Source organism: Azospirillum sp. TSO35-2 (assembly GCF_003116095.1).
GTDB lineage: Bacteria > Pseudomonadota > Alphaproteobacteria > Azospirillales > Azospirillaceae > Azospirillum.
In genome coordinates this window covers 1,310,193-1,329,618 of the sequence record NZ_LGRA01000021.1, presented here as the reverse complement: position 1 = coordinate 1,329,618, position 19,426 = coordinate 1,310,193, and the positions used below count along the sequence as shown (strand labels likewise).

Genomic DNA, 19,426 nt, shown 5'->3' with positions numbered 1-19,426 from the left:
CGCTTGAAACAACCGGTTCAAGCGCACGCCGCCATCAGTCGTCGCGCTGCGTGCGCTCCATCCGTTCGTGACGCTCCTGGGCTTCCAGGCTCAGCGTCGCGATCGGGCGGGCGTCGAGGCGGCGCACGGAGATCGGGTCGCCCGTCTCCTCGCAGTAGCCGTAGCTGCCGTCGACAAGACGTTCCAGCGCAGCGTCGATCTTGGAGATCAGCTTGCGTTCGCGGTCGCGGGTGCGAAGCTCCAGGGCACGGTCGGTCTCTGCCGAGGCGCGGTCGGCGATATCCGGTTCCTGGATACCACCTTCCTGGAGACTGTTCAGCGTGCCGGTGGATTCCGCCAGCAGCTCCGCGCGCCAGCGCAGAAGCTTCAGGCGGAAATACTCCCGCATGGTCGGGTTCATGAACTCCTCGTCTTCCGACGGGGAATAGTTCGGGGGCAGAAGCGGCGACGTCATCCGAAAGCATCCAGCGCAAAAGGGGTGATCCGGGCGGCGCGGAGTATAGGCAGGCCACGACTGGACCGCAACCCTATGGTTTGCCCCCGCAACAGCCAAACAAGCCCTTGGAATGAAAAAGATTTGTAACCTTGCGGCCTGAACCGCCCCGACCCGCGCGCAGAGGCCCCGCGCTGGATGCACGCGGGATTCAAGAGGTCAGCTTCGCCAGTTCCACCTGGGCGCGCAGATCGATCTCGTCCAGGATTTGGGCGAGGCCGGGGTCGTCGACCTGGGCGCGGCGGGTCTGAACCACCTTGGCCAGCTCGACCAGCTTCTGCGCCGACAGGCTGCCGGACAGCAGGCCGTGCTGGATTTCCTCCAACCGGTCGAGCATCTCCTCCGCCCGCATCTTCCCGCGGGAGGCGCGGGCGGTGGCGTCGTCGGTGGCATCGACCTCTTGCAGGGCGAGCACGCCGGTGACCCCGCCGGCGGCGGCGGTGCCGCTGACGCCGTGGGCGGATCCGGTCTCGCCCACCAATTGCTTGGAGAACGCGGCGCCGGACGAGCCTTCGGCCTTGCCGGTGCGGCGGACCGAACCACTGCCGCGTATGTTTCCGGTGCCTTCGACTTTCATGATCCGTGCAACCGTTTGCAGTAAAGGATGCGTAAACGCGCGCACTGTAGATGGATCAACCTTAACATCGGGTCAAGGCTTGCCGCAATCGGGCAAAAATTGCCGCCCGGCTGTGACCCAAACGCGTCATTCCCCGGGCGTTTTTCAGGACATCGGCCGAATCCCGCCCCCGGCGGCATGTGGCACGGCGTTTGTATAGAAGCGGACGTGAGTTCAGGAGTGTCCGCGTCATGATCCCCACCGCCCTTCGCTTTCTGCGCCGCTGCACCGCGCTTGCGGTCCTGTCCGCCCTGCTGGCGATCAGCGCACCGGCCGCACCGGTCCTGGCGGCGTCCGCCCGTATCAAGGACATCGTGGATGTGGAGGGTGTGCGCGACAACATGCTGATCGGCTATGGGCTGGTGGTCGGCCTGAACGGCACCGGCGACAGCCTGAACAACTCGCCCTTCACCGAACAGAGCCTGACCGGCATGCTGGAGCGGATGGGCGTCAACACCCGCGGCACCAACCTGCGCACCAAGAACGTCGCGGCGGTGATGGTGACGGCGACGCTGGGCGCCTACGCCGCCCAGGGCACCCGCATCGACGTCACCGTCTCGGCGATGGGCGACAGCAAGAGCCTCCTGGGCGGCACCCTGCTGGTCACCCCGCTGATCGGCGCCGACGGCGAGGTCTACGCCGTGGCCCAGGGGCCGATCGCCGTGTCCGGCTTCTCCGCCCAGGGCCAGGGCGCCAGCGTGACGCGCGGCGTCCCCACCTCCGGCCGCATCGCCTCCGGCGCCATCGTCGAGCGCGAGATCCAGTTCGCGCTGGCCGAACTGCCGGTGCTGCGTCTCAGCTTGCGCAACCCCGACTTCACCACGGCGCAACGGGTGGCGACCGCCATCAACATCCAGCTGCGCGGCAACCGCGCCCAGGCGACCGACCCGTCGTCGGTCCTGCTGAACGTGCCCGAGGTGCGCCGCGGCGACGTCGTCGGCCTGATCACCGAGATCGAGCAACTGCGCATCACCCCCGACCAGGTCGCCCGCGTGGTCGTCGACGAGAAGTCGGGCGTCATCGTGATGGGCGAGAATGTCCGCATCTCCACCGTCGCCATCGCCCAGGGCAACCTGACGATCCGGATCACCGAAACGCCGCAGGTCAGCCAGCCCGGCCCGTTCAGCCAGGGGCAGACCGCCGTGGTGCCGCGCACCGACATCCAGGTCGACGACCAGTCCAACAACCGCCTCGCGGTGATGAACGCCGGGGTGACGCTGCAGGAGTTGGTACAATCCTTGAATGCTCTGGGTGTGGGACCGCGGGACATGATCGCCATTCTCCAGTCGATCAAGGCCGCCGGTGCCCTGCAAGCCGAGATCGAGGTGATCTGATGTCCCTGAACCCCGCCACATCCGCCGCATCGGCCCTCGATCGCGCCCGCGCCGCCGGGTTCGGGGTGCAGACCCTGGCAAAGATTTCCGACCTGGAGGCCAAGACCAGCCCGGCAAAGCTTGCCCAGCTGCACAAGTCGGCCAACGAGTTCGAAAGCCAGTTCATCTCGCAGATGCTGGGCCCGATGTTCGAGGGCATCGGCACCGACGAGACCTTCGGCGGCGGGCGTGGCGAGGAGATGTTCCGCCCGATGCTGGTCGAGCAGTTCGGCAAGCAGATTTCCCAGCGCGGCGGTCTCGGCATCGCCAACCAGGTCTATCAAGAGCTTCTTCGCGCCCAGGAGGCCAGCCATGGATAAGGTCGACGTCCGTTTCCCCCAGCCGGCCAAGCCCGGCGCGGCCAACCTGCCGAAGAACGCGTTCGAGCGCGCGACCGCGCTGGTCGACCTGATGGTCCGGCTGTCCGCCCTGCTTGAGCGCGAGTCCGCCGCCGTCCGCGCCCGCCGCCCGGCCAAGGAGCTGGCGCAGATCGTCAAGGACAAGCAGCCGATGACGCTGGTCTATGAAGAAGTGTCCCGCCTGCTGCGCGTCGACCGCGAGGGGCTGATGGCGCTGCCGCCGGAGATGAAGACCGCGCTGAAGGAGGCCACCGGCAAGCTCTACGCCGCCACCGCCGACAACGCCGAGGCGCTGCGCGTCGGCAGCGAGGCGCAGAAGGTGATGGTCGACACCGTGGTCGGCGTGCTGACCAAGCAGCAGAAGGCGCCCAGCACCGCCTACGCCGCGCATATGGGCGGCGGCCGCGGCTACTCCCCGCCGCCCAGCGGTCCGCGCACCTCGGCCGCGATCAACACCCGGCTCTGAATACCCGATTCCCGGCCCGGCCGGTTCCACCCTTCATCCGTGACTGCCGAGATGTTTCGGACGGCCGCTCCAGCCTTGGAGCGGCCTTTTTCTTGGCGCGGGCGGATCAACGGGCGCCGACGGCAAGAAGCGCCCGACACCCGGCGTTTTTTGCCGGTTGCCGTCGGCGGACCCGGCCGGAACTGCCGGCCCGGCCGGACGGACGGCCCCTTCCCGGCCCGTTGTCCCGTTCCGGGTGTTGGCCCGCCCGTTGCATTGATGTTTCCGCGTCAGTGTTGCCGCGCCCAGCCGTCTTGAGGGACCGTTCCATGGAAATCCAATCGAACAGCATCGCCGCGTCCTTGTTCGAGGGTCTCGCCCAGTCCCAGCAGACGCAGGGGACGACGGCGAAGGATGACATGTTCTCCAAGATGATGGACCGGGCGCTGGCCGATGCCGCCACGCGCAAGCGCGAGCAGACTGACGACGCCGCCCGGGATGCGAAGGAGGCCCGCGACGCCAAGGCGGCCGAAGCGCAGCGCAAGGCGCCGGTGCGGGCCGAACCGCGCCGGGACACCGCCGCGGCGCAGGCGGCGCGTTCCGCCGCCGATGCCCGGGCCGACGCCGCCGCCGACGCCCGGACCGATGCCGCCGCCAAAGCCGACGCCGCCAGGGAGGCCCGGACCACCGAACGGCCGGAGCCGAAGGCGGCGACCAAGCCGGACGGCAAGGACAACCGTGCCGTCCAGGGCAAGCGCGACGACCGCAAGACGGCCAAGAGCGACAAGACGGCCACGAAGGACGCCGCCAAGACGGACGACACCGGCTCCGCCGCCGATGCCGGCCAGACCCAGGCGACCGACGGGGACGCCGCCGATGCGGAGGCCGTGACCGCCAAGGCGGACACCGACGTGGAGCCCGACAGCGGCGACGACAAGGCCGCGTGCGCCGCCGACGCCCTGGCGACCGCCGACGCCGCGGCGCAAGCGGCCAGCCAGCAGCCCCCGCTGCCGCAGGCGAGCGACCTGATCCTCGCCGGGCTCCAGCTCCCCGGCCAGGCCAAGGCCCAGGGGGCGGATGACCAGGGGGCGGATGGGGGCATGCCCGCCGGCACAAGCGGCACCGCCGATGCGGCGACCCAGCTTGCGCAGGCGAAGGCCGCCGCCGACGGTGCGCTCGCCAACGCCAAAGCCACCGCGGCGGATGCCGCAGCGTCCTCGGCCGACGCCAAGGCCGCCGATGCCAAGACTGCCGACGCCAAGGCGGCGGACCCCAGCCAAGCCGCTGTCCAAACCGCCGCGGACCAGCCCGGCGAGGCGCTGCCCAGCGACGACGACACCACCCTGCCCGGCAACTTCGCCGACCTGCTGGCCGCCGCCAAGGCAAAGACCGGCGAGGCGAAACCCGGGGCCAAGCAGCAGGCCAACTCCGAGAGCGGCAGCCGGAACGAGGCCCAGCCGCAAGGCATGCCGCAGCCTGCCCCGCAGGTTGCCCCCGCCACCGTGCCGGCGGCGAACACGGTGGCCGCCGCCGATGGCAAGGCGGCCGGCGCGCTGGAAGGTGTCGATGGCGCGGCGGCCGCCACCGGCGCCACCGCGACCACCGGCGCCAGCCCGCACGCCCACCCCGTGCTGGCCGCGATGGAAGGGCAGCAGATCGGCACCGTCACCGTCGATCCGACGCAGGCAACGGCAACGCTGCGCCCGTCGCGCGGCAGCGCCGGCATGCCGATGGGCGTGCAGGACCAGATCGCCGTCCACATCAAGAAGAACACCGACGCCGACGTCGACCAGTTCACCATCAACCTGCACCCGGCCGAGCTGGGGCGGATCGACATCAAGCTGGACATCGGCACCGACGGTCGGGTCAACGCCATGGTCGCGGTGGAAAAGGCGCAGACGCTGGAGCTGCTGCAACGCGACAGCCGCGGTTTGGAACGCGCCTTGCAGGACGCTGGACTGCAGACCGACTCCAACAGCCTGAGCTTCAGCCTGCGCGGCGAGGGCAATCCCTTCGCCAACGACGGGCGGGGCGACGGCAAGGGGGGCGGATCGGGCCGGCGCGGCCGTGGCTTCGGCGGAAGCGGCGACGATGACGGCTCCGACACCGCCGCCTACACCGCCACGCTCGGCAACGGGCGCCTCGACATCAAGGCGTGATCGATCGGCGCCGGCGCCTCGCCGCCCGCCCCTGCGATCCGCGACCCCAGAGACATCGGCCGAACCGGCCCTGAAGGACGAACGCCATGACCACCACCGACACCACCACCGGCCTGACCCTGAATCAGTACGGCACCTATTCGGCAGGGAAGTCGACCGGGTCCAAGACGACGTCCACCACCGACAGCAGCAAGGCGACGGACAGCAGCAAGACCGCGTCGGCCATGAAGGGACTCGGCGACAACTTCGAGACCTTCCTGACCATGCTGACGACCCAGATGAAGAATCAGGACCCGCTGAAGCCGATGGACACGAACGACATGACCAAGCAGTTGGTCGATTTCGCGAACGTCGAGCAGAACATCGGCACCAACAGCCGCCTGGACAAGCTGGTGCAGTTGCAGAGCGCCGGCACCGCCTCCACCAACCTCGCCTATCTCGGCCGCACCGTCGCGTTCGAGGGCGACACCTTCCAGTACACCCAGGGCATGACCCAGGCGCCGCTGGGCTACGAGCTGGAAACCTCGGCCAAGTCGGTCCGCGTCGACATCCTCGACTCCAATGGGAGCATCATCCGCTCGATGAAGGGCGAGACCAGCGCCGGCACCAAGCACGCCGTCGAATGGGACTTCAAGGACGACAACGGCCGCGCCGTCCAGCCCGGCAGCTATCGCATGAACGTCGCCCCGGTTGCCGAGCAGAAGGACACCACCATCAAGACGACGACCTACACCTTCGGCACGGTCGCCGGCATCGGCAACGCCAAGGACGGCACGACGGTGCTGAACATCGGCGCCAGCGAGGTCCCGTTGTCGAAGCTGACCAACGTCTATTGAGCGGCCTTCGCCCAGGGTGGGCCGAAGCGCCCTCCCCCGGACGGGAGCCGTCCTGTCCGTCCGGGGGAGGGCCTACCACGCGAATAAAGTTTAATCCTTTCGTTTAGGCATTTGTTAAGTGCCGGCGCCTACAGTAACCCGAAATCGTGGAATCCACAGTTTGGGTTGGAGCGTCCGCGCATGGCACTCATCGAACTCGACACCGACGATGACTCTGCGGTCGGTGTATCGGTCATTGGTCCCGAGGGACGTCCCATGACCGAAAGCGATCTTCCCCCGCCCGACACCAAGCGTTGGGTGATGCGCCGCAAGGCGGAAGTGGTCGCCGGCGTCCGCTCGGGCCTCATCAGCCTGGAGGAGGCTTGTCGCCGCTACACGCTGTCGGTGGAGGAATTCCTGTCCTGGCAGCGGCTGATCGACAGCCATGGCATGCGCGGTCTGCGCGCCACGCGTCTTCAGGACTACCGCCCGGGCCAATCCGTGCGCGACCGTCTGACCGCCGCCGAATAAGCGCGTCAGCCCGGGCTCGAAGCGCCGCAGGTCACGCCTGCGGCGTTTGCACGTCCGGGGTGTGCGTGTTCGGGCACCGCTGGTCCGGTCCGCAGGCGGCGTCGATCAGCGCCGCCGCCGCGCTGGCAACCGCCGGGTTGCCCGTCCCGAGGTCGAGCGCGCGGCCGGCGGCATAGGCCCCTTCCATCAGCAACTGCAACTGCGCGGTCAGGCGGTCCGGGTCGTCGGCGCCCGCGGCCAGCGCCAGGGCGCGCATGCGGTCGCGAACCATCCGCTTGTGCGCCACCGCCATCGCGTGGGCCGGGTTGGCCGGGTCGCGCAGTTCGGCGGCGGCGCTGGTGAAGGGACAGCCCTGGAACCTGGGATGGTCGATCCAGTGGCCGAGCGCCACGAACAGCGCCTTCATCTGGGCGCGCGGATCAGCGGGATGGCGGGCGGTCACCCGATCCCACCAGTCGGCGTGCTGGGCGATGTTGCGTTCCAGATAGGCGCAGACCAGATCATCCTTCGACGCGAAGTTCCGGTACAGGCTCATCTTGGCGACACCCGACCGGGCGATGATGGTGTCGATCCCGACCGCGCGGATGCCCTCGCGGTAGAACAGTTCCGCCGCCGTGTCGAGAATCCGCTCCCGCGCCGGTTTCTTCGCGGCTCCGCTGCCCGTGTCGCTCATCCGATCCAAACCTTCGCCACCGTCCGGCTCGCGCTGCCGGTTGACAATGATACAGACCTGTCTCTACCATCGAAGGAAGAGACAGGTCTGTATCATAACCGGCTGGCCCTGCTTTGGCCAACGCAACGAGAGGACTCCGGGAGAATGCGCTATTTCGACGATGTGAGCGTGGGCGACCGCTTCCAGGGCGGCCCGCTGGAGGTGAGCGAGGCCGAGATCATCGCCTACGCCGAGCGATTCGACCCCCAGCCCTTCCACCTGGATCCGCAGGCGGCGAAGGACACGCTGTTCCGCGGGCTGGCGGCCAGCGGCTGGCACACCGCCGGGATGACCATGCGCATGATCGTCGGCAGCAACGCCGAGTTGGCCGGCGGCTACGTCGGGATGGGGGTCGACAGCATCGCCTGGCCGAAGCCGACCCGCCCCGGCGACGTGCTGCGCATCGAGATGGAGGTCCTGGATGCCCGGCGCTCGGCCAAGCGGCCGGACCAGGGCGTGCTGCGGGTGAAGACCACCACGCTGGATCAGGCCGACGAGGTGGTGCAGGTCATGGTCGCCAACCTGCTGGCCCCGGCCCGCCCCGCCTCGTAACCCCCACGTCACCTGAGAAAGCCCCCGCGTTGCCGCGGGGGCCGGTCCCAATCCGTCAGCGCTTCAGGCCGGCGGTGAAGGCGAAGTTGTCGAAGGTGTTCTCGGCGACCCGGAACCACAGGTACTCGTCGTCGCGGAACTTCTTCCACTGTTCGTAGATCTTGGCGAACTTCGGGTTGGTCTTCGCCGTCTCGTCATACAGCTCGATGGCGGCCTTGTAGCAGGCCTCCATCACCTCGCGCGGGAACGGGCGCAGTTGCGCGCCGCCGGCGACCAGACGACGCAGCGCCGCCGGGTTCTCGGCGTCGTACTTGGCGTTCATCGTCAGGTTGGCCTCGAAGCAGGCGGCCTCCAGAATGGCCTGATAGTGCTTCGGCAGTTTCTCCCACTGCTGCTTGTTGACCAGCAGCGAGACGTTCAGCCCACCTTCCCACCAGCCCGGATAGTAATAATACTTGGCGACCTTGTTGAAGCCGAGCTTCTCGTCGTCGTACGGGCCGATCCACTCGGCGGCGTCGATGGTGCCCTTCTCCAGCGACGGATAGATGTCGCCGCCGGCGATCTGCTGCGGCACGGTGCCCAGCTTGGCCAGCACCTGACCAGCGAAGCCGCCGATGCGGAACTTCAGGCCCTTCAGGTCCTCGACGGTCTTGATCTCCTTGCGGAACCAGCCGCCCATCTGGGTGCCGGTGTTGCCGGCCGGGAAGTTCACGGCGCCGTAGCCGTCGAAGAACTCGCGCAGCAACTCCATCCCGCCGCCCTTGTAGATCCAGGCGTTCTGCTGGCGGGCGTTCAGGCCGAAGGGCACCGTGGCGTCGAAGGTGAAGGTCGGATCCTTGCCGACATAGTAATAGCTGGCGGTGTGGCCGCATTCGACCGTCCCGTTCTGCACGGCGTCGAGCACCTGGAGCCCCGGGACGATCTCACCCGCGGCGAAGGGGCGGATCTGGAACTTGCCGTCGGTCGCCGCCGCGACGCGCGCCGCGATGGTGTCGGCGGCGCCATAGATGGTGTCCAGGCTCTTCGGGAAGCTGGAGGCAAGGCGCCAGTGGATGTCCGGCTGGGTCTGCGCGATCGCCGGAGCGGCCAGCGTGCTGGCGGCGACACCGACGCCCGCCGTGGTCAGGAAGGAACGGCGCTTCATGAACGTTTCCTCTTCGTTATGGCCATGACGCTTGCGACGATTGCGTCAGGCGCTGAACATCAGGCATGACATACAGGGTCTGGAGCCCAAAAGCGGGGAGACGGTTTGACAAAGTATTCGGTCACCGGCCTTCCATCCTGCGGAGAAACAACCGAGCGCAAGAGGTCCTCGGCGTCCGCCGAGAAGGCGGACACCGGTTCCCGAACACAGGACGGGCTGCGAGCCGTGACGATGATCTTGCGACCACGCCCGAACCCGCTTCGACTGACCGTTCGTCGTCTTGCCGCCGAATGGCTATGTGTACCGATGATATATGCGACGACCGATGAGGGTCCCACCCCTACTTTCGTTCATCGGGGTGGGAAACCATGATCGGTCAAGTCGTTGATGCTGCACCGCAAAAGGGCGGCGCGACGTCAGCCGAGCGTACGCTTCACGATCAGGCCGAGTTTCTCCAGCATCGCCGGATCGCGGTGGGCCGGGGCGGTCATGATGGCGTTGTCGAGCGCGGTGTGGCAGCCCTCGGCGCACAGCCCGTCGCGCACCGCGATCTTCGGCGCCAGCGTCGCGACCAGCGAGCGGGCCTTGCCGGCGTTGGCGACCACCACCTTGATCACCGCGTCGACCGTCACATGGTCGTGGTCCTGGTGCCAGCAGTCGTAGTCGGTGACCATCGCCACGGTCGCGTAGCACATCTCCGCCTCGCGGGCGAGCTTGGCCTCCGGCATGTTGGTCATGCCGATGACGTCGCAGCCCCAGCCACGGTAGAGGTTCGATTCGGCGACGGTCGAGAATTGCGGCCCCTCCATCACCATGTAGGTGCCGCGGCGCTGGTGCGGGATGCGCAGTTCGACCAGCGCCTCCTCGATCAGGTCGCCCAGGCGCCCGCAGACCGGGTGCCCCAGCCCGACATGAGCCACCAGCCCGGTGCCGAAGAAGGTCTTGTCACGGGCGAAGGTGCGGTCGATGAACTGGTCGATCACCACGAAGGTGCCCGGCGGCAGATGCTCCTTCAAGGAACCGACGGCCGACACCGACAGGATCTCGGTCACGCCCAGCTGCTTCAGCGCGTGGATGTTGGCGCGGAAGTTCAGCTCCGACGGCGGGATGCGGTGGCCGCGGCCATGGCGCGGCAGGAAGACCAGCTTCTGCCCGGCCAGTTCGCCGGTCAACAGCTGGTCGGACGGGGAGCCGAAGGGGGTTTCCACCGTCACCCAGCGGGTGTTCTCCAGCCCGTCGATGTCGTAGAGGCCGCTGCCGCCGATCACCCCCAGAACCGCACCACTCGTCATCGCCACTCGCCTCCCGATCAGATCGGGCGGAGTATTCCGGGGGCGCACGGCGAAAGCAACCACACAACGCTAGGCGATCCCCGCGGCCACCGCCCGCCCCCGCCGCCGCACCAGCGGCCCGAGCAGCAGACCGGCGGCAAGGCCCCCGGCGTGAGCGCCCCAGCCGACCTCGGCCAGCGGCGAGACGTCGGCCGGCGGCATCAGCGTCATCGCGGCGTTCAGCAGGGCAAACACCACGATCACCCCCTGCACCATCCGGCGCAGCCAGCGCCGCGTCAGCAGCCCGCACGTCGGCCGCAGCCACAGGAAGGCGCCCATCAACGCGCAGATCGCCGCGCTCGCCCCGATCAGCGGCGCCATGCGGTCGGCGGCGAGCAGCCCCTCGGTCAACGCGCCGGCGACGGTGCCGGCCAGGAACAGCAGCAGGTAGCGGACGTGCCCGACCTCGCGCTCCACCACGTCGCCCAACAGCCACAGCACCAGCATGTTGGACGCCAAGTGGACGATGTCGCCATGGATCAGCACATGGCCGAACAGCCCGCGCCACAGCGCGGCGGTCGGCAGCGGGCCAGCCAGCTCGACGGTTCCGAAGAAATAGGCAGGGACGAAGGCGAAGCTCTCCGGCGGCAGCCGGAACACGAAGGCCAGCACGCAGGCCAGGATCAGCGCCCGGTTGGCATAGGGCGGCGCCACGGCCGCATGCCCCCGCTCCTGGCCCCTTCGGCGGTGATTGCTTCGGCCGTCGGGCGCCAGCGCCATACCCACTCTCCGCGTCGATACGCCTCACCCTAATGTAGGAAGGGATATTCCGGAAAAACAGCGCTTTCCGGCGCCAACGGGCCGTCCCCTATACCGGTCGGACGGATTGGAGGCGCGGGCGGCGGCTGTCACAGTGGTTCCACCAATCGGCGAGGATCCCTCGACCGGACAACGACAAACGGGGATGAAACAACCATGAACGAACGTCAGGACACCGGCCGCATGACGGTGGAACGCCAGGGCCGCGTCATGGTGCTGACCATGAGCGACGCCGGCACCCGCAACGCGCTCGGCCTGCGCATGATGGCCGCCGGCCGCGACGCGCTGGACGAGGCGACGCACGATCCCGGCATCGGCGCCATCGTGCTGACTGGCGCCGACGGCGCCTTCAGCTCCGGCGGGCACCTGAACAACCTGTACCATCACGGCAGCCGCTCCCGGTCGGAGAACCGCGACGGGATCGAGCGCTTCCACGGCTGGGTCCGTGCCATGCGGGAATGCCCCAAGCCGATCATCGCCGCGGTCGAGGGGCCGGCCGCCGGCGCCGGATTCTCGCTGGCGCTGGCCTGCGACCTGATCGTCGCGGCGGAGGACGCCAATTTCCTGACCGCCTACGTCAAGGTCGGGCTGACCTCGGACGGCGGCGCCTCGGCCTCGCTGGCCCGCGCCCTGCCGCCGCAGCTCTATGCCGAGCTGATGCTGACCGGTGGCCCGGTCAGCCCGGCGCGCCTGCACGCCGCCGGCATCGTCAACCGCGTGACCGCCCCCGGCCGCGCCCTGCCCGAGGCGGTGACCTGGGCCGAGACCATCGCCGACGGCCCGACTGGCGCGATGGGCCGCGCCAAGAAGCTGATGGAGCTGGCCTACGGCAGCTTCGCCACCCAGCTCGCCCGCGAAAGCGACCTGTTCGTCGAGGCCCTGCACCACAGCGAAGCGAAGGAAGGCATCACCGCCTTCTTCGAAAAGCGACCGCCGGTCTTCCACAAGCGGTGAGGCCGAAGAGGAGAGCGCCCGCCAAGGCGCTCTCCTCATGCGATTGTGTGTTGAACCTGCGGGCTGATCGGTTGTAAAACCGATGCGCATGACACAACCGCGCCACCCTTTAACCGACGCCGAACGGCTCGACTGGCTCCGTCTCATCCGGACGGAGAATGTCGGGCCGATCACCTTTCACCGGCTGCTCGACCAGTTCGGCAGCGCGAAGGCGGCGCTCGACGCCTTGCCGGAGCTGGCCAAGCGCGGCGGGCGGGCCAAGCCGCTGCGGATCGCGACCAAGGCGGAGGCGGAGCGGGAGCTGCAGGCCAACCGGCGCTTCGGCGCCCGGCTGCTCTGCGCCTGCGAACCCGATTATCCGGAGCCGCTGGCCGCGGTGGACGACGCGCCGCCGGTGGTCTCGGTGATCGGGCACGCGCATCTGCTGCAAAAGCGCGCGGTCGCCATCGTCGGCGCGCGCAACGCCTCGCTGAACGGCAAGAAGTTCGCCGAGACGCTGGCGCGGGAGCTGGCGGCGGCCGGGCTGCTGGTCGTCTCTGGTCTGGCGCGCGGCATCGACACGGCGGCCCATGCCGGGGCGCTGGGTGGCGGCACCGCGGCGGTGCTGGCCGGCGGCGTCGACGTCGTCTACCCGCCGGAGAACGAGGCGCTGTACCGCGACATCGTGGCGCAGGGCGTGGTGGTGGCGGAAAGCCCGATCGGCACCCAGCCGCAGGCCCGCCATTTTCCCCGCCGCAACCGGCTGATCTCCGGTCTGTCGCTCGGCGTGCTGGTGGTGGAGGCGGCACTGCGCTCCGGTTCGCTGATCACCGCGCGGATGGCGCTGGAGCAGGGGCGCGAGGTGATGGCGGTGCCCGGCTCGCCGCTCGACCCGCGCTGCCACGGCACCAACAACCTGCTGCGCCAGGGGGCGGTGCTGGTGGAGCGGGCCGACGACGTGCTGCGCGCCGTCGAGACGCTGCGCCCGCCCGCGGTGTCGGAGCGTCCGCGCGACCTGTTTTCCGCCGCGAGACCGGCGGATCCGGACGAATCGGAGCTGGCGAAGGCCCGCGCCGTGGTGCTGGAAAACCTCGGCCACTCCCCCGTCACCATTGACGAACTCGTTCGCGGGTGCCAATTGTCCGCTCCGGTGGTGCTGACCGTGGTTCTGGAACTCGAGCTTGCCGGCCGAGTCCAGCGTCTTCCCGGTCATCAGGTCTCTCTCGCCTGATCGGCGCCGCCTTGGTTTGGGTGGGCACATGTGAAGGGCTGGTTTCTTGCCGGGCAGCAACGTCGTCATCGTCGAATCGCCGGCCAAGGCGAAGACCATCAACAAATATCTGGGTGACGATTACACCGTCATCGCCAGCTTCGGCCATGTCCGCGACCTTCCGGCGCGCGACGGGTCGGTGCGCCCGGATGAAGATTTCGCGATGGAATGGGAGCTGGGCGATCGCTCGAAGCGCCACATCGACGAGATCGCCAAGGCGGTGAAGTCGGCCGACCGCATCTACCTCGCAACCGATCCGGATCGCGAGGGAGAGGCCATCGCCTGGCATCTGTCCGAACTCCTTCGCGAAAAGCATCTGTCCGACAACCGCGACGTCCAGCGCGTCACCTTCAACGAGATCACCAAGTCGGCCGTCCAGACCGCGATGGCCAACCCGCGCGCCGTGTCGCAGGAGCTGGTCGACGCCTATCTGGCGCGCCGCGCCCTGGACTATCTGGTCGGCTTCACCCTGTCGCCGGTGCTGTGGCGCAAGCTGCCCGGCTCCAAGTCGGCCGGCCGCGTCCAGTCGGTGGCGCTGCGCCTGATCTGCGAGCGCGAGTCGGAGATCGAGGTCTTCAAGCCGCAGGAATACTGGACGATTGCCGTCGGGCTGACCACGCCGTCCGGGGTGGGCTTCACCGCGTCACTGACCCAGCTGGACGGCAAGAAGCTCGACAAGTTCGGCCTGCCCAACCGCGAGGCGGCCGAGGCCGCGGTGGCGAAGATCCGCCCGCAGAGCTTCGCCGTGTCGTCGGTAGAGCGCAAGCAGAGCCGCCGCAACCCGTCGCCGCCCTTCACCACCTCGACCCTCCAGCAGGAGGCCTCGCGCAAGCTGGGCTTCGGCGCCACCCGCACCATGCGCACCGCGCAGAAGCTGTATGAGGGCGTCGACATCGGCGGCGAGACGGTCGGCCTGATCACCTACATGCGAACCGACGGCGTCAGCCTGTCGCAGGAGGCGATCGATTCGGCGCGCGGCCTGATCGGCACCCAGTATGGCGAGCGTTACGTCCCGGCCCAGCCGCGCGTCTACAAGACCGCCGCCAAGAACGCGCAGGAGGCCCACGAGGCCATCCGCCCGACCGACCTGCACCGCCGCCCCGAATCGGTGACCGCCTACATCGGCCAGGACGAGCTGCGGCTGTATGAGCTGATCTGGAAGCGCACGCTGGCCAGCCAGATGGAAAGCGCCGTGCTGGACCAGGTGGCGGTCGACATCGCCAGCCCGTCAAAGGACGTCGTGCTGCGCGCCACCGGCTCCATCGTCGTGTTCGACGGCTTCCTGAAGGTCTACCAGGAGGACCGCGACGACGCCGGCGACGACGACCAGCAGGAACGCCGCCTGCCGGCGATGGACCAGGGCGACGCGCTGTCCCGCGGCGACATCACGCCCGACCAGCATTTCACCCAGCCGCCGCCGCGCTATTCCGAAGCTAGCCTCGTCAAGAAGCTGGAGGAGCTGGGCATCGGCCGGCCGTCGACCTACGCCTCGATCCTGCAGGTGTTGCAGGACCGCGAGTATGTCCGGCTCGACAAGCGGCGCTTCATCCCGGAAGACCGCGGCCGGCTGGTGACCGCCTTCCTGGAGAACTTCTTCCACCGCTATGTGGAGTACAACTTCACGGCGGAACTGGAAAACCAGCTCGACGAGATCTCCGACGGCAAGATCGACTGGAAGACGGTGCTGCGCGACTTCTGGACCGCCTTCGACGTCGCGGTTAACGGCACCAAGGACCTGACGATCACCCAGGTGCTGACCACGCTCGACAACGAGCTGGGGGCGCATTTCTTCCCGACCGCCACCGCCGATGGTCACGACCCGCGGCTCTGCCCGGTCTGCCGCGAGGGCCGGCTGGGGCTGAAGCTGGGCAAGATGGGCGCCTTCATCGGCTGCTCGCGCTACCCGGAATGCCGCTACACCCGGCCGCTGGCCGTCGCCAACGACGAGAACGGCGAGGCGCAGGAAGGCCCGCGCGAGCTGGGCAACGACCCGGAAACCGGCCTGCCGGTGACGGTGCGCCGCGGCCCGTACGGCGCCTACATCCAGCTCGGCCCGCTTCCGGTCGCCGCCGACGCCGCCCCTCCCCCGCCGCCGGTGGCTGAAGAAAAGCCAGCCGACGGCAAGAAGGCCAAGGCCAAGAAGAAGCCCAAGGACGAGGCGCCGAAGCCCAAGCGGGTGTCGCTGCCCAAGGGCATGGCACCGGCCGACGTCGACCTCGACACCGCGCTGAAGCTGCTGGCCCTGCCCCGCGCCATTGGCAACCACCCGGAGACGGGCGAGGAGATCAGCGCCGGCATCGGCCGCTTCGGCCCCTACCTGAAGCACGGCAGCGTCTACAAGTCGCTGACGCCCGACGATGACGTGTTGACCATCGGCATCAACCGCGCCGTCGATCTGCTGGCCGGCGCCGCCAAGAAGGCGTCGGCCCCGGCCAAGACGCTGGGCGACCACCCGAAGACCGGCAAGCCGATCACCATGGGCTCCGGCCGGTTCGGGCCCTACGTGAAGCACGCCAGCGTCTACGCCTCGATCCCGAAAGGGACGGAGCCCGACAGCGTGACGCTGGAACAGGCGCTGGAACTGATCGACGCCAAGGTCGCCAAGGACGCCGCCAAGAAGGGCAAGGCCCCGAAGGACGCCGATCTGGCGAAGGCCGACGGCACCGAGGCCGAAAAGCCCGCCAAGGCGAAGAAGGCCGACACCAAGAAGGCGGATGCCAAGAAGCCGGCGGCCAAGAAGGCCGCCAAGGCAAAGGCCGCCAAGGACGCGCCGGCCGAAGACGCGGCGCCGAAGACGAAGACGGCGAAGGCGTCGTAAGGCCTTCCCTCCCTCAGGGGCTGCAGCCTTCACGCTTCCGGGAGGTTTCCCGATCGCCCCCCTCCTTCATCGTCACCCCTGTGAAAACGGGGGTCCAGGGCAATTCAGCGAATTTGCTGTGTTGCCCTGGATTCCCGCCTTCGTGGGAACGACGGTCGATGATGGGAATGGTTGGCTTCCAGAGACTGAACACTCCAGAATCAGAGCCTCCGCGTGCCGCAGATCCCCAGGGGGACGGTTCGAGGAAGGCTTCTGACCTTATGCTATTTCCCTACTGATATAATAGTTTTTTGGGAAATTTCACGAACTTTCCTGTTGAAGTCCGTCCGCTCCTGTCGTCTCATGCCTGTGTCCTGCAGGTTCCCGTATTCGCCTGCCGGGTCGGCGCGGTAAGCTGCCGGCGGTGCGCAACCAAAGGAATGCGGGAGGAAAACGACCATGAGCGCCGCTGTTCCCACTCACGACCCCCATCAGCCGCTGGTCCTGCGCGAGGACCGCGACGGGGTCGCGACGCTGACGCTGAACCGGCCGAAGGCGCGCAACGCGCTGTCGATCGGGCTGATGGCGGCGTTGCAGGACGCGCTGGAGGCCGTCCACGATGACCGGTCGGTGCGCGCGGTGGTGCTGGCCGGGGCCGGCGGCGCCTTCTGCGCCGGGCACGACCTGAAGGAGATGCGCGCCGCCCCGTCGCGTGAGCTGTACGAGGCGCTGTTCACCCAGTGCTCGCGCCTGATGCTGACGATCAACCGCATCCGCCAGCCGGTGATCGCCAAGGTCCGCGGGGTGGCGACCGCCGCCGGCTGCCAGTTGGTGGCGACCTGCGATCTCGCCTATTGCGAGGAGGATTCGCGCTTCGCCACGCCGGGGGTGAACATCGGGCTGTTCTGCTCGACCCCGATGGTGGCGTTGACCCGCGCGGTCGGGCGCAAGGCGGCGATGGAAATGCTGCTGCTGGGCGACCTGATCGACGCCGACGAGGCGGAGCGCATCGGCCTCGTCAACCGCGCGGTGCCGACCGACCAGCTGGACGAGGTGGTGGCCGCCGTCGCGACCAAGATCGCCGGCAAGTCGCCGCTGACGCTCGCCACCGGCAAGGAAGCCTTCTATCGCCAGATCGACCTGGATGTGGAGGCCGCCTACGCCTACGCCGCCCAGGTGATGACCGAGAACATGATGGCCGAGGACGCCGCCGAGGGCATCGACGCCTTCATCGGCAAGCGGACCCCGGTGTGGTGCGGCCGATGACCGACCCGACGATGACCGACCCGACCTCCCAACGGCCCGACCACGACCACTACTCCGACGCCTTCCTGCGCGGCGTGCTGGAGACTGTGAAGACCATCGCCATCGTCGGCGCCAGCGCCGACCCGGTGAAGGCCAGCTTCTTCGTGCTGAAATACCTGCGCGACAAGGGTTACCGCGTCATCCCGATCAACCCGAAGATGGCCGGCCAGACCATCCTGGACCAGCCGGTCTACGCCAGCCTGGCGGACCTGCCGGAGCCGCCGGACATGGTCGACATCTTCCGCAACTCGACCGCGGCCGGCGGGGTGACCGACGAGGCGATCGCGGCCGGGGCCAAGGTGGTGTGGATGCAACTCGGCGTCCGCAACGACGAGGCGGCGGCGCGGGCCGAGGCCGCCGGCCTAACCGTGGTGATGAACCGCTGTCCGAAGATGGAAATCCAACGCCTGTACGGCGAGATCGGCCGGATCGGCGTGAATTCCAACCTGCTGGTCACGCGCCGGCAGAAACTGACCAAGTCGTTCAAAAAACTGATCTAACTGGGGGAATCCGCAGATGACTGAGCAGAAGAGCTTCGGCTTCGAGACCCGCGCCATCCACGCCGGCGCCGCGCCCGACCCGGCGACCGGCGCCCGGCAGACGCCGATCTACCAGACCACCAGCTTCGTCTTCGAGGATGTGGACGACGCGGCGTCGCTGTTCAACCTGCAGAAGGTCGGTTTCATCTATTCCCGCCTGACCAACCCGACGGTCGCGGTGCTGGAGGAACGGCTGGCCAACCTGGAAGGCGGCGCCGGCGCCACCGCCACCGCGTCGGGCCACGCGGCGCAGTTGCTGGCGCTGTTCCCGCTGATGGCGCCGGGCGACCACATCGTCGCCTCGACCCGGCTCTATGGCGGCTCGCTCAACCAGCTCGGCATCAGCTTCCCGCGCGCCTTCGGCTGGCAGCCGAGCTTCGTCGACACCGACACGCCGGACAGCGTCAAGGCGGCGCTGACCGAGAAGACCAAGGCGATCTTCGTCGAAAGCCTCGCCAACCCCGGCGGCGTGGTGACCGACATCGAGGCCATCGCCCGCATCGCCGACGACGCCGGCATCCCGCTGATCGTCGACAACACGCTGGCCACCCCCTACCTGATCAACCCGATCCAGTGGGGCGCCACCCTGGTCGTGCATTCGACCACCAAGTTCCTGTCCGGCAACGGCTCGTCGGTCGGCGGCGTGGTGGTGGACAGCGGCACGTTCGACTGGAGCAAGTCGGGCAAGTTCCCGGCGCTGAGCGAGCCGGACGCCGGCTATCACGGCCTGCGCTTCCACGAGACCTTCGGTCATCTGGCTTTCACCATCCACGGCCACGCCGTCGGCCTGCGCGACCTGGGGCCGAGCCAGGCGCCGATGAACGCCTTCCTGACGCTGAACGGCATCGAGACGCTGCCGCTGCGCATGCAGCGCCACACGGAAAGCGCGCTGAAGGTGGCGACCTTCCTGGAAAGCCATCCGGCGGTCGGCTGGGTCAGCTACGCCGGGCTGGACTCGTCGAAGTACCACGCGCTGGCGCAGAAGTACCTGCCGCGCGGTGCCGGTGCGGTGCTGACCTTCGGCGTCAAGGGCGGTTTCGAGGCCGGCGTCAAGGTGGTGGAGAGCGTGGAACTGTTCAGCCACCTCGCCAACATCGGCGACAGCCGTTCGCTGATCATCCACCCGTCCTCGACCACCCACCGCCAGCTGTCGGCGGAAGCCCAGGCCAAGGCCGGCGCCGGCCCGGACGTCATCCGCCTGTCCATCGGCCTGGAAACGGCGGACGACATCATCGCCGACCTGGATCAGGCGCTGAACAAGACGCTGGGGTAAGCAGCCGTCCCAGACGGAGA

The 19,426-nt window shown here is 68.4% G+C and carries 19 protein-coding genes; 13 read left to right on the top strand and 6 right to left on the bottom strand.

Going from position 1 to position 19,426, the window contains the following annotated elements; all coding sequences use genetic code 11:
- Positions 1-34: 34 nt before the first annotated feature.
- Both dksA and TSO352_RS22150 read right to left on the bottom strand, forming a co-directional pair.
- Positions 35-454, bottom strand: coding sequence for an RNA polymerase-binding protein DksA (dksA, locus tag TSO352_RS22155; protein ID WP_109109377.1), 420 nt, complete (start codon positions 452-454; stop codon positions 35-37).
- 190 nt (positions 455-644) lie between these two features.
- Positions 645-1,070 (bottom strand): flagellar assembly protein FliX, encoded by a 426-nt coding sequence (locus TSO352_RS22150; protein WP_109109376.1) that lies wholly within the window; start codon positions 1,068-1,070, stop codon positions 645-647.
- Positions 1,071-1,300: 230 nt separating this feature from the next.
- On the opposite strand from TSO352_RS22150, the gene TSO352_RS22145 reads away from it, so the two are divergent.
- The 6 genes from TSO352_RS22145 (at position 1,301) to TSO352_RS22120 (ending at position 6,791) form a co-directional block, all read left to right on the top strand.
- A complete protein-coding gene (locus tag TSO352_RS22145) occupies positions 1,301-2,443 on the top strand; it encodes a flagellar basal body P-ring protein FlgI (protein WP_109109375.1) in 1,143 nt (380 codons plus the stop codon).
- Entirely contained in the window at positions 2,443-2,802 is a 360-nt protein-coding gene (locus TSO352_RS22140; protein ID WP_109109374.1) for a rod-binding protein, read from the top strand. Before TSO352_RS22145 ends, TSO352_RS22140 begins: the two co-directional genes overlap by 1 nt.
- On the top strand, positions 2,795-3,307 hold the full coding sequence (locus tag TSO352_RS22135) for a flagellar basal-body protein (RefSeq protein ID WP_109109373.1): 513 nt from the start codon (positions 2,795-2,797) through the stop codon (positions 3,305-3,307). The genes TSO352_RS22140 and TSO352_RS22135 overlap by 8 nt, the downstream gene beginning before the upstream one ends.
- Before the next feature lie 308 nt (positions 3,308-3,615).
- The gene (locus TSO352_RS22130) at positions 3,616-5,445 is read left to right on the top strand and encodes a flagellar hook-length control protein FliK (RefSeq protein WP_109109372.1); all 1,830 of its coding nucleotides are present in this window, start codon (positions 3,616-3,618) and stop codon (positions 5,443-5,445) included.
- Positions 5,446-5,531: 86 nt separating this feature from the next.
- Positions 5,532-6,281 carry a flagellar hook capping FlgD N-terminal domain-containing protein gene (locus tag TSO352_RS22125; protein WP_109109371.1) on the top strand — a complete coding sequence of 250 codons (750 nt, stop codon included), beginning with the start codon at positions 5,532-5,534 and terminating at the stop codon, positions 6,279-6,281.
- Between the two features lie 180 nt (positions 6,282-6,461).
- The gene (locus TSO352_RS22120) at positions 6,462-6,791 is read left to right on the top strand and encodes a DUF1153 domain-containing protein (protein ID WP_109109370.1); all 330 of its coding nucleotides are present in this window, start codon (positions 6,462-6,464) and stop codon (positions 6,789-6,791) included.
- Positions 6,792-6,822: 31 nt separating this feature from the next.
- Here TSO352_RS22120 and TSO352_RS22115 read toward each other — a convergent pair whose 3' ends face one another.
- On the bottom strand, positions 6,823-7,464 hold the full coding sequence (locus tag TSO352_RS22115; protein WP_109109369.1) for a TetR/AcrR family transcriptional regulator: 642 nt from the start codon (positions 7,462-7,464) through the stop codon (positions 6,823-6,825).
- Between the two features lie 144 nt (positions 7,465-7,608).
- Here TSO352_RS22115 and TSO352_RS22110 point away from each other — a divergent pair, with 144 nt between their 5' ends.
- Positions 7,609-8,055, top strand: coding sequence for a MaoC family dehydratase (locus tag TSO352_RS22110; protein ID WP_109109368.1), 447 nt, complete (start codon positions 7,609-7,611; stop codon positions 8,053-8,055).
- Positions 8,056-8,110: 55 nt separating this feature from the next.
- Here TSO352_RS22110 and TSO352_RS22105 read toward each other — a convergent pair whose 3' ends face one another.
- From TSO352_RS22105 to TSO352_RS22095, 3 genes are all read right to left on the bottom strand, one after another.
- On the bottom strand, positions 8,111-9,199 hold the full coding sequence (locus TSO352_RS22105; RefSeq protein ID WP_109109367.1) for a TRAP transporter substrate-binding protein: 1,089 nt from the start codon (positions 9,197-9,199) through the stop codon (positions 8,111-8,113).
- A gap of 416 nt (positions 9,200-9,615) precedes the next feature.
- Positions 9,616-10,491: an S-methyl-5'-thioadenosine phosphorylase gene (locus tag TSO352_RS22100; RefSeq protein ID WP_109109366.1), complete on the bottom strand. Its 876-nt coding sequence runs from the start codon at positions 10,489-10,491 to the stop codon at positions 9,616-9,618.
- Between the two features lie 69 nt (positions 10,492-10,560).
- Complete coding sequence (locus TSO352_RS22095) at positions 10,561-11,184, bottom strand: rhomboid family intramembrane serine protease (protein WP_247872306.1); 624 nt, start codon at positions 11,182-11,184, stop codon at positions 10,561-10,563.
- A gap of 261 nt (positions 11,185-11,445) precedes the next feature.
- Here TSO352_RS22095 and TSO352_RS22090 point away from each other — a divergent pair, with 261 nt between their 5' ends.
- From TSO352_RS22090 to TSO352_RS22065, 6 genes are all read left to right on the top strand, one after another.
- A complete protein-coding gene (locus TSO352_RS22090; RefSeq protein WP_109109364.1) occupies positions 11,446-12,243 on the top strand; it encodes an enoyl-CoA hydratase in 798 nt (265 codons plus the stop codon).
- Positions 12,244-12,331: 88 nt separating this feature from the next.
- Complete coding sequence (gene dprA, locus TSO352_RS22085) at positions 12,332-13,453, top strand: DNA-processing protein DprA (protein WP_109110795.1); 1,122 nt, start codon at positions 12,332-12,334, stop codon at positions 13,451-13,453.
- 46 nt (positions 13,454-13,499) lie between these two features.
- Positions 13,500-16,310 (top strand): type I DNA topoisomerase, encoded by a 2,811-nt coding sequence (gene topA / locus TSO352_RS22080; protein WP_109109363.1) that lies wholly within the window; start codon positions 13,500-13,502, stop codon positions 16,308-16,310.
- Positions 16,311-16,748: 438 nt separating this feature from the next.
- Complete coding sequence (locus TSO352_RS22075; RefSeq protein ID WP_109109362.1) at positions 16,749-17,555, top strand: enoyl-CoA hydratase; 807 nt, start codon at positions 16,749-16,751, stop codon at positions 17,553-17,555.
- Positions 17,552-18,094: a CoA-binding protein gene (locus TSO352_RS22070; RefSeq protein WP_247872305.1), complete on the top strand. Its 543-nt coding sequence runs from the start codon at positions 17,552-17,554 to the stop codon at positions 18,092-18,094. The genes TSO352_RS22075 and TSO352_RS22070 overlap by 4 nt, the downstream gene beginning before the upstream one ends.
- Positions 18,095-18,110: 16 nt before the next feature.
- Positions 18,111-19,406 (top strand): O-acetylhomoserine aminocarboxypropyltransferase, encoded by a 1,296-nt coding sequence (locus tag TSO352_RS22065; RefSeq protein WP_109109361.1) that lies wholly within the window; start codon positions 18,111-18,113, stop codon positions 19,404-19,406.
- The last annotated feature ends 20 nt before the right edge of the window (positions 19,407-19,426 follow it).

What these genes read in the sequence shown, in the direction of transcription:
- TSO352_RS22110 (WP_109109368.1), top strand. Translation starts at nt 7,609, where the DNA reads ATGCGCTATTTCGACGATGTGAGCGTGGGCGACCGCTTCCAGGGCGGC.
- TSO352_RS22075 (WP_109109362.1), top strand. Translation starts at nt 16,749, where the DNA reads ATGAGCGCCGCTGTTCCCACTCACGACCCCCATCAGCCGCTGGTCCTG.
- TSO352_RS22065 (WP_109109361.1), top strand. Translation starts at nt 18,111, where the DNA reads ATGACTGAGCAGAAGAGCTTCGGCTTCGAGACCCGCGCCATCCACGCC.
- TSO352_RS22150 (WP_109109376.1), bottom strand. Translation starts at nt 1,070, where the DNA reads ATGAAAGTCGAAGGCACCGGAAACATACGCGGCAGTGGTTCGGTCCGC.
- TSO352_RS22090 (WP_109109364.1), top strand. Translation starts at nt 11,446, where the DNA reads ATGAACGAACGTCAGGACACCGGCCGCATGACGGTGGAACGCCAGGGC.
- TSO352_RS22130 (WP_109109372.1), top strand. Translation starts at nt 3,616, where the DNA reads ATGGAAATCCAATCGAACAGCATCGCCGCGTCCTTGTTCGAGGGTCTC.
- TSO352_RS22145 (WP_109109375.1), top strand. Translation starts at nt 1,301, where the DNA reads ATGATCCCCACCGCCCTTCGCTTTCTGCGCCGCTGCACCGCGCTTGCG.
- TSO352_RS22100 (WP_109109366.1), bottom strand. Translation starts at nt 10,491, where the DNA reads ATGACGAGTGGTGCGGTTCTGGGGGTGATCGGCGGCAGCGGCCTCTAC.
- dksA (WP_109109377.1), bottom strand. Translation starts at nt 454, where the DNA reads ATGACGTCGCCGCTTCTGCCCCCGAACTATTCCCCGTCGGAAGACGAG.
- TSO352_RS22070 (WP_247872305.1), top strand. Translation starts at nt 17,552, where the DNA reads ATGACCGACCCGACGATGACCGACCCGACCTCCCAACGGCCCGACCAC.
- TSO352_RS22135 (WP_109109373.1), top strand. Translation starts at nt 2,795, where the DNA reads ATGGATAAGGTCGACGTCCGTTTCCCCCAGCCGGCCAAGCCCGGCGCG.
- TSO352_RS22105 (WP_109109367.1), bottom strand. Translation starts at nt 9,199, where the DNA reads ATGAAGCGCCGTTCCTTCCTGACCACGGCGGGCGTCGGTGTCGCCGCC.
- TSO352_RS22140 (WP_109109374.1), top strand. Translation starts at nt 2,443, where the DNA reads ATGTCCCTGAACCCCGCCACATCCGCCGCATCGGCCCTCGATCGCGCC.
- dprA (WP_109110795.1), top strand. Translation starts at nt 12,332, where the DNA reads ATGACACAACCGCGCCACCCTTTAACCGACGCCGAACGGCTCGACTGG.
- TSO352_RS22115 (WP_109109369.1), bottom strand. Translation starts at nt 7,464, where the DNA reads ATGAGCGACACGGGCAGCGGAGCCGCGAAGAAACCGGCGCGGGAGCGG.
- TSO352_RS22120 (WP_109109370.1), top strand. Translation starts at nt 6,462, where the DNA reads ATGGCACTCATCGAACTCGACACCGACGATGACTCTGCGGTCGGTGTA.
- TSO352_RS22125 (WP_109109371.1), top strand. Translation starts at nt 5,532, where the DNA reads ATGACCACCACCGACACCACCACCGGCCTGACCCTGAATCAGTACGGC.